Genomic DNA, 12,137 nt, shown 5'->3' with positions numbered 1-12,137 from the left:
ACTTAATAATCTAATTTAAGCTTTTCAACATCCTCTACTTCCATACAGTCTAAATTCAGTCTTCTGAGTTCCTCAGTCATTTCAATTTCTTGATCTCCAGTTAGCCGTAGTCTTGAGATATTATAACCAATTATTTTCGCTGGACTACCACCTACAACTATGCTAAATTCATTTTCCGGAACTATAAAATGCTTATTAACAATTGAATGACTTGCTACTATTGATTTATTCGGTAAAATTGCTCCTTTCATTATACTACATCTATTAGCCAACCAACAATCTTCACCAATTAGTATAGTTTTTTGTTTAGAATGTATAATATTCGAACTCTTATTAATAGTATAATGAAAATTAGTATCAATGATTTGTACATCCCAAGCTGTTCTTAAATTAGAACCTAATACAATTTTCTCCTGAGAAATTACTTTATTTTTACCACCTAAAGTAACGTTATTTCCAATTTGAATTTCACCACCTCTCAAACATATAATACTGGTGCCACTTCCTACTCTTATATTTTCACCATTAATTATTACTTTGCCTTGGTTCTTCCAATGTGAAGGAGACTCCCCAAGTATTTCACTATGTATTGTCGTAAAAACGACCATTCGGCGTTTTACCGGTACAGCAAAATGGACTTTACCGCTACTACCGTGCACCACCACTTTTTGATTTAACCAAATAGGCAATTTAATAGCATCGCTTAATTCAAGAACTTGAAAATTAAAAATAATTGTTCTCAAAAGATTTGTTACAAATCTAATATATCTTTTCATAAGTTTAATTTTACCAATAACAAGCACCTTCTACTTGTTCAGCATTTTTTGGTTTATCTATCTCTCCAGGTCTTACCCAATGTTCATTCATCAAATTGCTATAACTTCCTCTCGGAATTTTCCAAGTTACAGTTCCATATTCTGGGTTTTCCCACCTTTTGCCTCTAATACCAAATAGTAGTTGTAAAGCCCCTCCTAAATGAACCGCTTTTTTACCGCTACGTTTTACATGCGCTGCTAGAGAAAAACCATATGCACCTGCTCCAATGAGACAAATATCATAATCTATTTTATCAATTTCCTTTTTCATATAATCCAAAGCGTCGAACCAAGATCCAAATTCACTTTCTCCTCCTAAACTTTGAACTGCTTTTATTGTGCTTAACTCAAATAGTGGTAATATTTCTTTCTCAAATAAAAGATGACGCTTTTTATACTGCGCTTCAATCGTTTCACTGAAAGGATGTACAACCAAAACTTTCTTACCTTTTAAAGCCGCCGTCCAAGGAGTCTCAGACCAAAAAGGTTCTAATAAGCGCAAATGTACATTTAATGAATATTCATTTCTATAAACATCTACTTCTTTCTCGGAAACTAACCAAGAACCTAAAACATCTACTCCTTTGATATCGTCTATCATTAGTTCACAAAATTGAGAGAGATTTTTTATGTCATTTGGAAAGAACCCTGCGTTATTCTGCATACTATTCATCAGCTTTTGATTCCACCACCATTGTACTTTCTTGCCAGTTATGTAAGAATAAAACTCTTTGTTTTTACTTTTCACAGCTAGGTAATTCAGCAAGATTGACATCTCATATGCACCAAATCGACCAATCATTACAGGCTTATCTGCAACAAGCAAATCATGAACTGCTTTACCTGCTATTTCTGGATTTTGTTGTCCACGAACAAATTTGAAAGGCTGTTTTTTAAGCATCCCATAAGTTTTGCGCAGTCCCTTCAATATAAATATCAATTTTTTATTCATCCTTTTTATTATCAAATTCTCCCTTGGAATCAGTTAAAGCAATTTTCTTACATTTTAAAAAACTAAACACTTTCATAATAAAACAAAAGCATTGTTAAACTTATAAAAATTAGAAATCTCAAATGCTATTTAATAAATAACCTCACAATTATTTTCACGAGCTAATAAAAATTGTTTAAGTCTGAATAGTATTGCCTTAAAAATTTTGTAAATCATAGTTAATAATTTACTGTCTAATAGATAAGATTCCTTTAGAGTTGAGTTTACTTTATATTTTTCGACCAATAAAAATGTGTTTGTATCGAACTTTACAAGTGGGGAGAAAAACTGTCTAACCATTTTATTTGCATCATTAACTTCTGTAAGTGTTGATATTGCGCAAATATCAATCATTTCTCTGAAATTTTCCAAAATCAAGGTTCTCTTAGCCATGTATCTAATCTGATATTCAGGGTGAATAACTTTAGTATTCATAGCAGACATCTCATTATTTATATATTCATAAACGATATCACTCAAATTATAAACTTTATTAGCGTGCTTACACATCTGCATTTTCATGAGTACATCTTCACCAATTTTGAAACTATCATCTACGCCGAAAACATCTTCCTGCAGTACTTCTCTTCGATATAGTGAAGCGTATAGATATCCAAAAGTTGTACCCATTAGTATACTCTCGACAGCTAATTGCTTTGTTAAAGGACCAAGCTTTTTGTGAATCCATAATCTTCCATCAGGAACACCTAAAACCGACCCGTTTACAATATCGATTTCCTTAGTAAATTTAGTAAATAATATTTCAAGACAGTTTTGCTTAAGTTTATCATCTGCATCTAGAAACATTATGAACTCTCCACTAGATTCCATAAAGCCTTTTTTTCTTGCTGCTGTTACTCCGCTGTTTTCTTGGGAAAAACATCTTAAAAAACCATGCGTCTTAGCCAAATTTTGTGCAATAGAGTAAGATTTATCGATACTACCATCATCAATAATGATAATTTCATAATCTGTAAATGTTTGATCTAAAATGCTTTTAACAGCAATTTCAATCGACTGTTCTGCATTGTAAACTGGAATAATTATACTGATCATAACTGAATAGTCTTATTGAAGGCTTTCTTTTAAAAAAGTAAGTGACTTTACTTTTTCATTTTCTAAGATTTTATTTACTGCGGCAAAATCTATTTTATTCTTCACTAAATTCTCTAATGAATCTAAATTTGTTACCAATCGATCCTCTAGATTAAACATTTTAAGCACAGACGTGAATCTAGCCATTCCGCGAGATTCATTACCAATAGTTACAAATTGTTTGTTGAATAAAATTGAAAATATAGTTCCATGAAAAGAATCTGTGATAATAAATTCACTTGTTAAAAAACCTTCAATCCAATCTTCTACAGGAGGATAAACGCACTGCTGAATATCTGTAATATTTTTTTCTGTAGGCGATACTGGCATTATTTTGAAAACAGGTAATTTGAAATATTCTGATATTTTCTTTTCAATTTCTCTATTAGCGAATTCTGGATCCAAAACATAAAACATGATTTGTTTTTTAGCCTCTAAAGTCTTATCAAATAGATTTCTGTAATCCTCCACATCTAAGAGCAAAGTAGGATCTAAAACCAAATGTGCTTTTACTCCAAATTTATCTTGACAAAGTGATACAGCACCCTCTTCTCTGACAGATACAGCGTCAAACTTTTTAAGCAAAAGTGAACATTCCTTCAAAACCGTAGAATCAAACTCATTGTAGTCGACACCAAATGATGCTGCGTAAGAAATTTTCTTTACCACAGAATTATCCTTTAAAAAATCTAGAAAATACGTAGTAATGTTTGGTGAATATAGCGGTCTCCAAACTTGATCACTACCCACAATGCAAGCATCAAACTTAAGTTTTTTCAATTCGTTAAGGTTTGCCTTTGAATATTTAATTGATGAAGTCTTAATATATTTATTTTTAAAAGCATCCATATGCCTTCCTATAATAAGCTTTTGTTCATCACTTGGTTTAAAGTGAGATACCACTTTTCTACCTAATAAATATTTTTTAACAACTGTTTTAACTTTAGTTTTTAGTTGCGCTTGCTTCGAATGATCATAACCTATATCTAATGTTTCAGTTTCAAATCCAAATTCTTTTTTAAGAACTTTTTGCAATGCAAAAGCCTGTAAAAGTCCTCCATAATTATTGTGTAAAGGCTGTGTTAATATGGCTAATTTCATTTGGTTTTATTTAAAATAGATTTTTGGTGATTAATTTAACTTATCGAATAAAGTTTTTAAAACTCCTTGATTCATTTAGAGTTACAACATTTCGCTAACCTTCTTACTGAAGTAATTGATGGCGAATTATAAAGGATAAGATCCTCATTTTCAAAAAAAATTAGGTGTTTTTCTAGTAAAACTGCGCTTGCTAAGTTTTATCAACCATTGACCGTGCAAAAAATGCATTATTGGTATTTGAACGCTCATATCATAATTTTGACTAGCGTGACTTAATCCCATAAATTTTGTAAAGACACCTTTACAATGTTACTTCATCAAGCTTCTTTTAATAACGTAACTTTTCTTTAGAATTTACATTAAAGTCCTTAACATCTATACTATTAATTTTTAGTATAAACCACGATACTCCTCCCGCCCAGTTACTATGATGATTTTAATTTTCGTATTAGTATTATATCCTTGAGCTAGAAAGCTTGTCAATGCATGAACACAGTATCTGGTATAATATTTATATTATGAACTCTAAATACAAAAATAGATATTAATAAAAAAAAAACATTTATAGGTAGCGACCTTAAAACAAATTAAGTAAACAACTTCTTTTCATATTAGAGATAGCGTTTAATTTTGTTTACCACCTTATTTTTTACAATAATTACGTTCAATAAAAGTGGAATGTGAGAAATCTTATAGTAGTTTTTGTCCCTTTGAGTAACTATTGATGGATGATTAGCTTGCATAATCTGATAAATATCTATGACCAATAACCTTTTTTGAAATCTTTTAGCCAATTCAAATTTAACTCTATAATACTTTTGTTCTACCCTCTTTAAATAATCCACTTTAATTGGTATTGACAGAAATTCTATCCTTTGTAATGTATTTAATAGGGTTTGCTCATGAGCGTAGTTTCTAATACTAATTTTTTCAAATGTATTATAAGAACCTTTACTATGTGAATTGGCTCGTACTAAAACGTTACATAGAGTCGCTTTTAAAATAAGACATTGTTTATTATAAAAAAGAGGTAGTAGAATTTGCCAGTTTTGCCCTGCATCTTTCTGAGTATAAATATCTCTGTTTGTAATTAATTCAAAAATAAATTTTGACTTAACCATGTAAGATATAGGTTGAAACCAAAAGTTTCTATTTTCAAATACAGCATCGTCAAACAAGCTAACTTTTTCATTATCTCGCACATTAGCACCTAAAAATCCTACTGTACCCAAAGTATATTCATCTAATAAGTTGGCAGAGCACCTAACGACTGATACCTCTTCACAAGATTCTTGTAAAGCCTCAGCCATTTCTTTGATAGCATTTGTTGATGCGTAAAAGTCGTCGCTATCTGGCCAAGTTAGATATTCTCCATTAAACAATTTTAAACCTCTATTAACAGCAACTGATTGTCCTGAATTTTCCTGATAAATGTACTTTAACGTATAACCTTTAGATTCAAATTTTGAAATATAACGTTGTATTATTCGAGCAGAATCATCCGTAGAACCGTCATCTATAATAAACATTTCAATATTTGAATATGTTTGATTAAGCACAGAGTCTAATAGTCTGTGAATGAACGTAGCACCATTGTAACACGGCGTAATAATACTTACTAATTTATTCACTTTAAACTGATTTTATTTAACAAATAGGATTTAGAAGCTTTCCTCATATCGTTATCAATTGCGATATAATACGTGGCTATTCCAATGGACACTACAGATGTAAATCCAACTATTAAAAAGCGTAGAAAACCTTCTTCCATTGAATAATAGATTATTAGAGGCATAATTGAACTTAGTACCACAATTATTAAATTAATCATAACCACTTTTTTCAAGAACTCTGAAATTGAGAATTCTGGAATATATAAGTTTAGGGTAATTAAATTTGATGCACAGCCTATTGTGAGCAAAAATATATTGATTAAAAAAGGAGCTATAGGAGAGAAACCCAGTTTAAGCAAACCGTATGATATTGGTAGCACCATGATATAAATTGTTCCGTTAATGAAACTAATTCGTTTCATTTTACCTGTAGCGTGAATAGAAAACATAACAGTCCTAAACATAATTGAAACTAAATTATTTAAAAGACTAAGTTGACAAAATATAATTGCATATAAAGGCACTTTCACTAGCCATAATTTCATCACAAATTCAATCTCAACAATAAATGTAAAAGATATAAGAAACAACAATAAAAATGAAAATTTGGAAGCATTAAAAATCAACCTCTGCATCTCAACTATATTGCCAGAAGCATAATTCTTTACGATTTGAGGTCTCACTGCTACTAGAAAGTTATCAGCAAATCCTGCAATTGCATTTTGAACTTGTGTAGCTATACCACTTGCAGCATTAATAATCGTACCAAAAAAAGTGTTTAAAAGGATATTTATTCCTTGCCCTCTAACCATTACACTCAAATTCCCGTATAAATCCCAACCAGAATAAGAAAGCATTGGCATCATCATTTCTTTATCTAAAGAAATTCTGAACTTACACTCTGAAAAATTCCTATAACTATATATTTGATAAATTAAAGTAATTATAATAGTTACAATAAGTGTTAAAACTCCATATAAAATAAGTTTATCAAAATTTCCAATTAATAATAGAAAAACGACTAATAATTTCAAACCGACCTCAACAATGCTCACGTACGCATAAATATTCATCCTCTCATGAGCTATAATTGCGGCACTACTCGGCACGTGAATAATTGCAACAATACAGCTTATAATCGATAACTGATAGACAATTCTTGCCGCAAACATTCTATTTTCGGCTATCACTAACTTATTTTCTAGAAGCCATAAACCGATAGTTTCTCCTATAACAAGAATTATAATAGCTAATCCTAAATGAACCGTTAATGCACTACTAAATACTTTATTTAATCTTTCCTTATTTTGAGTTCCTAATTCAAAAGTTAGAAATCTGGAGGTCGCCCCACTTAAAGATCCATTTAAAAAAGAAAACATTGCAACAACCCCTCCAACAACATTGTAAACTCCGTAATCAGAAATTCCTAATGTGTTTAGAACAACACGAGATGTATATAAAGAAACGCCCATTGTAATGAACATTCGAAAGTAAAGTAACAATGTGTTTTTAGCAATACGCTTGCTATTAGAGTCAGTCATTTAATTTATTGTAATAATTAGTAACTCTATTCATTACTATTGACAACGTAATTTGAATTGTGTGCATTTCTAATTAGTTTTAGTACTGATGGAAAAATGAACGTTAAGAATTTTATTCTATAAATTATTATGTAATTAAGTCAAAGAAATTGTTGTTTTGCGACCTATATCTTTTATAAATAGTCGCCCAACTTTAAAAATTTTCGATAATCACTGCAAGTTTATAATGACTTTCGATAAAATAAAAGCAATCCACAGCCCTTTCGATAAAAAAAGAAAAACTACTGTTTGTAAAAAGCTTTTTATGATGCTCGTTTGCAAACAGTAGTAATTTATATTATTCTAATTGCTTCAAGATTTGGTGACCCGCTTTTAATATAGCTACATCTTTTTTCATGATGCTTACGTCACCCTCCATCATGTCTTTTACAAGCGAAGCCAAGTCGTGTTCTGGTACCCAACCTAATTTGTTTTTGGCTTTTGAGGGATCCCCTATTAACAAGTCCACCTCTGTAGGACGGAAATAGGTAGGATCTACAGATAAAACCTCTTTCCCTATGGCTACTTGATACGCTGGGTTGTTGCAAGCCACTACCAAGGCTTTTTCGTTTACGCCTTCACCTACAAAATTTACTTCGATACCTACTTCGCTGAACGCCATGCGTACAAAATCACGCACTGTAGTCGTTACTCCAGTGGCAATTACCCAGTCTTCGGGTTGGTCTGCTTGAAGAATCATCCACATCATGCGCACATAATCCTTAGCGTGACCCCAGTCTCTTTTTGCTTCTAGGTTTCCGAGATAGAATTTTTCTTGCAGTCCCAAAGCGATTTTTGAAACGGCGCGGGTAATTTTTCTCGTTACAAAAGTTTCTCCTCTACGTGGTGATTCATGGTTAAAAAGGATTCCGTTGCACGCAAACATATTGTATGCTTCACGGTAATTTTTTGTAATCCAGAAACCGTATATTTTTGCTACACCATAAGGCGAGCGCGGGTAGAATGGTGAGTTTTCATCATAGAACCCGTTGGCATTTTTATTTTCGGGCATTCCACCATACAATTCAGAGGTAGAGGCCTGGTATATTCTAGTTTTCTTTTCAAGACCTAAGATACGCACCGCTTCAAGAATACGTAGTGTACCCAATCCATCAACATTACCTACATATTCTGGCGTGTCAAACGATACTGCAACGTGAGACATGGCACCCAGGTTGTAGATTTCGTCAGGTTGTGACTCTTGTATAATGCGGGTTAAATTCATAGAATCGGTCAAGTCACCATAGTGCAACTTTAATCGCTGGTCAGGATCGTGTGGATCTTGATACAGGTGGTCTATTCGATCAGTATTAAAAAGTGATGATCTACGCTTGATACCGTGAACGATATAGCCTTTTTCTAATAATAATTCAGCGAGATAAGATCCGTCTTGACCTGTAATTCCTGTGATTAATGCTACTTTTGGTTTTTCCATGATTTTTTTATTCGTGAGTCGGTGGTCGTGATTCGTGATTGATAAACAACCAACGAGCAACGAACAACGCATTTATAATTTTACTTGCTTGTAATTTTCGATGTTTTCTAGAAACCAAGTGTAGGTTTTTTGGATTCCTTGTTCTAGTTGCACTTGGTGTTTCCAACCTAGGTCGTGCATTTTTGCCACGTCCATTAGTTTTCTAGGTGTTCCGTCTGGTTTTTCGGCATCCCAAATGATTGCTCCTTGGTGTCCTGTAATTTTCTGGATGGTTTCAGCTAACTCTTTTATAGTTAGGTCTTCCCCGGTCCCTACGTTGTAGAGGTAGTCTGGTAATTTGTTTTCGAGCGCAAAAACAACCGCTTCGGCCATATCGTCTACAAAAAGAAATTCCCTCATTGGGGTTCCGCTTCCCCATAAGGTAACGGCAGCATTGTTGTTTAATTTTGCCTCATGAAATTTGCGTATCATGGCTGGCAAAACGTGTGAGGAATTCAGGTCAAAGTTGTCGTGCGTTCCATATAAGTTAGTAGGCATTAAGCTTACATAGTCTTTATTGAATTGTTTCCTGATCGCTTGACAGGCTTTTACCCCTGTGATTTTTGCAATGGCGTACCACTCATTTGTAGGCTCTAGTGAGTCTGTTAACAAATACTCCTCTTTTAAAGGCTGTGGCGCTAGTTTAGGATAGATACATGAACTCCCTAAGAAGATAAATTTAGCTACTCCTGATTGCAAAGCGGTGTTGATCAGGTTGTTTTGAATTTGCATGTTCTCCATAAGAAACTGGTACGGAAAATCATTATTAGCAAGAATACCCCCTACTTTTGCAGCTGCGTCAATAATTACTTCAGGTTGTTGCAACTCAAAATAATCTTTTACCGCTTGCTGGTTTTTCAAATCTAGGTTAGCACTAGACTCCCCTATTAAGTTGGTATATCCTTTTGCAGTAAGCGTTCTCCAGATGGCGCTACCCACCATGCCGCGATGTCCTGCTATATAGATTTTTGTATTTTTATTCATTGTTTCTATTTTAAACGGTATGCTGTTGTGTCGTATTTGTTTTGGCTGCTTGTTGTTACTATCAATAGCCGGTAAGAGGCTATGAATTTCTAAAAAAGAGTGTTAACAAGTTGCTTTTTTATTTTCGAATACAAAACTGCTTTGATTGCTGTTTTGTTGTAATTACAGCCCTTGATTTTGAGCGTTTTAGCAGTCAATTACTTAATATAGTGGTACCGCTACGCAGTTAAGAGTCACATAGCGCGCCCTTAACAATTCTTTAAGATTTGTCGAAAGTTTGCAAATGTAGCCACAAATTTCAGTTAGTAAAACCTATTTAGAATAAATAAATTAGACCGTATTTTTACTAAAAATTATATTTATCAATAACCTACTGAACAGTAACTTTTTAAGCACTAAACAGCCTAGTGCATTTTATGAAATATCACCTAATTTGGTGATGCGAAAACTCCTATTAATGAGCCATTTTTAGAGCAATTCAATAAGAAATTGTCTTACAAATCGTCTTATTTTGTTTCTTTTTTACCCATAACTGAGTAATTTATGGGAAAAATGCAAGAAAAATGGTTATGCCAAACCGCTTTTAAAAAATTGTGTTGCTGTTGCTCATTCCACAAACAGATGCTAAAAATCCTGCCTCCAAATTACCGAATTTTAGTGGTTAAAACTTTCGGTTTTTAGTGCTGTTGTTTTCTTTTTTGCTTTCGGAAAATTGGGTGGTAATGGCCTTTTCTTGTTGGAACTATTTACGCTGTATTCTGCTGGATATGCATTCGAAAAACAGGAAAGTCCAAAATTCCTTCGATAAGAAATAGAAAAACCTTATTGGATACCATAGCTGTTTATTAAAAATGGAATTTTGAACATAAATAAAAAGAGGATGTTCGTTTATAGAAGCCTATGTAAAGGCAGCTGCTTGTTTATTGATTGCAGTATAGCTCTTGAGTATAAAAAGCAGACCCACATTTAGCGTGATGTACCCTAGGAGTCTAGCACATAATTCTTATTTTTGAGTGATTAGAACAGTGGATGGTGATGATTTCTGCAGCGCTTTATTCGAAAATTAAAAAGCTACTTTAAAAGGACTGCGGCCAGACTAGAAAACAATACATACTAACGCTAAGACATTTACAGCGATGATAGGAGCAATAATAGGAGATGTTGCGGGTTCCATTTATGAATTTGACAAGCCCAAGACCACAGAATTTGCGTTATTGAAAAAGGAAAGCAGCTTTAGTAGTACTACGGTATTGACTGCTGCTGTAGCTGATTTTAGCATGGACGATCGAGGCGTTACTAGCCAAGCACGGCTTTGTGGTTACTTGCACAAATGGTATTTATACTATCCTAATGTGCCGTACGAAAAGGCTTTTGAGCTATGGATTCGTGATTTTGATACCGTTGCTTATACTGGTTTTACTAGTTGCAACAGTTCTGGTAGTGCTGCCGCCAGCTGCATCTCGCCTATAGGAGCTTTTGCAAATGTGGTGGAACAAGCTACTCGCAATGCTCCCTTTGTAGCTGCAGTTTTACACAAGCAGCCTGAAGGAATTAAAGCAGCACAGGCTATTGCGGCAGCTATTGTTATGTTTCGAACTATAAAAGACAAATCGCTACTTAAAAAACAGCTTGAAGAACAGTACGGTTACGACCTAGAAAAACCAGTCCCCGACTTAGCGCAAGCGCAGCAACACCATCAAACAGCGTTGGAGACCGTTCCTACTGCTATTATTTGTTTTCTAGAAAGTACTAGTTTTGAGCATGCGATTAGAAATACCTTAGTCCTGGGCGGCGATCGAACGACACTAGCAGCGATCACAGGATCCCTTGCAGAAGCCTATTATCAAGACATTCCAGCCGCCCTGATCAACGAAACGATGCACAGACTGCCAGAGGAGCTTATTGCGGTTTTGAAAAAATTTTATCGAAGCCAAATAAACAACTACCCACAGATCGCAGTAACTGTTTTAAATTATGAAAGTTAGGCTAACCAACGTACAAAACGTGTCTTTGGAGTTAAATCAGCAGCTTGCGTTACTAAAAATAGTTTGCTTCAGGATAAAAATGCGGGGAGCTAAATCGTCGTTTTGAAGTAGATGCGTTGTAGCGTTAATCGGGCTGTTTGTTTATTCGAAAAAAGAAAAACTGTTGGTCACTAAAAGCCTTAGCAATCACCCAAAAATAGTAGGCTTTGATTTACTGTGAATTAGCTAAAAAATCCCCTCGAAACTACCGCAAAATTTCTTACAAATAAATCACGGAAATTTAAAATTAGGCATAAAAAAAAGCTTCCCGATTGAGAAGCTTTTTTTGTGCGGATAATAGGACTCGAACCTACACGCCTTGCGGCACCAGATCCTAAGTCTGGCATGTCTACCAATTTCACCATATCCGCGTAATTGTGGGTGCAAAGATAGACATAACTTTGAACTTTCAAAGCTTTTTTTTAAAAAAAATAATAATTCTATTTTTTGTACTTTTGGG

General features: G+C 33.7%; 9 protein-coding genes and 1 tRNA gene. 1 reads left to right on the top strand and 9 read right to left on the bottom strand.

What is annotated here, in order from left to right; translation table 11 throughout:
• Nucleotides 1–2: 2 nt before the first annotated feature.
• From HNQ00_RS14305 to HNQ00_RS14270, 8 genes are all read right to left on the bottom strand, one after another.
• Nucleotides 3–776, bottom strand: coding sequence for an acyltransferase (locus HNQ00_RS14305; protein ID WP_173839185.1), 774 nt, complete (start codon nucleotides 774–776; stop codon nucleotides 3–5).
• Between the two features lie 10 nt (nucleotides 777–786).
• Entirely contained in the window at nucleotides 787–1,767 is a 981-nt protein-coding gene (locus HNQ00_RS14300) for a hypothetical protein (protein ID WP_173839184.1), read from the bottom strand.
• 129 nt (nucleotides 1,768–1,896) lie between these two features.
• On the bottom strand, nucleotides 1,897–2,862 hold the full coding sequence (locus tag HNQ00_RS14295; RefSeq protein ID WP_173839183.1) for a glycosyltransferase family 2 protein: 966 nt from the start codon (nucleotides 2,860–2,862) through the stop codon (nucleotides 1,897–1,899).
• Nucleotides 2,863–2,874: 12 nt separating this feature from the next.
• Nucleotides 2,875–4,002, bottom strand: coding sequence for a polysaccharide pyruvyl transferase family protein (locus HNQ00_RS14290; RefSeq protein ID WP_173839182.1), 1,128 nt, complete (start codon nucleotides 4,000–4,002; stop codon nucleotides 2,875–2,877).
• A gap of 611 nt (nucleotides 4,003–4,613) precedes the next feature.
• Nucleotides 4,614–5,633, bottom strand: a complete 1,020-nt coding sequence (locus tag HNQ00_RS14285; protein ID WP_173839181.1) for a glycosyltransferase family 2 protein — start codon at nucleotides 5,631–5,633, stop codon at nucleotides 4,614–4,616.
• A complete protein-coding gene (locus HNQ00_RS14280) occupies nucleotides 5,630–7,156 on the bottom strand; it encodes an MATE family efflux transporter (RefSeq protein ID WP_173839180.1) in 1,527 nt (508 codons plus the stop codon). The genes HNQ00_RS14285 and HNQ00_RS14280 overlap by 4 nt, the downstream gene beginning before the upstream one ends.
• Nucleotides 7,157–7,493: 337 nt before the next feature.
• Complete coding sequence (gene gmd / locus HNQ00_RS14275) at nucleotides 7,494–8,630, bottom strand: GDP-mannose 4,6-dehydratase (protein ID WP_173839179.1); 1,137 nt, start codon at nucleotides 8,628–8,630, stop codon at nucleotides 7,494–7,496.
• A 72-nt stretch (nucleotides 8,631–8,702) separates the two neighbouring features.
• Complete coding sequence (locus HNQ00_RS14270) at nucleotides 8,703–9,653, bottom strand: GDP-L-fucose synthase family protein (protein WP_173839178.1); 951 nt, start codon at nucleotides 9,651–9,653, stop codon at nucleotides 8,703–8,705.
• A 1,136-nt stretch (nucleotides 9,654–10,789) separates the two neighbouring features.
• On the opposite strand from HNQ00_RS14270, the gene HNQ00_RS14265 reads away from it, so the two are divergent.
• Entirely contained in the window at nucleotides 10,790–11,638 is an 849-nt protein-coding gene (locus HNQ00_RS14265; protein WP_173839177.1) for an ADP-ribosylglycohydrolase family protein, read from the top strand.
• Nucleotides 11,639–11,966: 328 nt separating this feature from the next.
• Here the strand turns inward: HNQ00_RS14265 and HNQ00_RS14260 are convergent.
• A tRNA-Leu gene (locus HNQ00_RS14260) sits at nucleotides 11,967–12,048 on the bottom strand.
• Nucleotides 12,049–12,137 lie beyond the last annotated feature (89 nt).

The organism is Flavobacterium aeripolare (assembly GCF_013294025.1).
Taxonomy (GTDB): domain Bacteria; phylum Bacteroidota; class Bacteroidia; order Flavobacteriales; family Flavobacteriaceae; genus Flavobacterium.
This window is presented reverse-complemented; position numbering and strand designations above follow the sequence as displayed.

Coding starts and splice junctions, on each gene's coding strand:
- HNQ00_RS14290 (WP_173839182.1), bottom strand. CDS start 4,002: ATGAAATTAGCCATATTAACACAGCCTTTACACAATAATTATGGAGGA.
- HNQ00_RS14295 (WP_173839183.1), bottom strand. CDS start 2,862: ATGATCAGTATAATTATTCCAGTTTACAATGCAGAACAGTCGATTGAA.
- HNQ00_RS14265 (WP_173839177.1), top strand. CDS start 10,790: ATGATAGGAGCAATAATAGGAGATGTTGCGGGTTCCATTTATGAATTT.
- HNQ00_RS14305 (WP_173839185.1), bottom strand. CDS start 776: ATGAAAAGATATATTAGATTTGTAACAAATCTTTTGAGAACAATTATT.
- HNQ00_RS14300 (WP_173839184.1), bottom strand. CDS start 1,767: ATGAATAAAAAATTGATATTTATATTGAAGGGACTGCGCAAAACTTAT.
- gmd (WP_173839179.1), bottom strand. CDS start 8,630: ATGGAAAAACCAAAAGTAGCATTAATCACAGGAATTACAGGTCAAGAC.
- HNQ00_RS14270 (WP_173839178.1), bottom strand. CDS start 9,653: ATGAATAAAAATACAAAAATCTATATAGCAGGACATCGCGGCATGGTG.
- HNQ00_RS14280 (WP_173839180.1), bottom strand. CDS start 7,156: ATGACTGACTCTAATAGCAAGCGTATTGCTAAAAACACATTGTTACTT.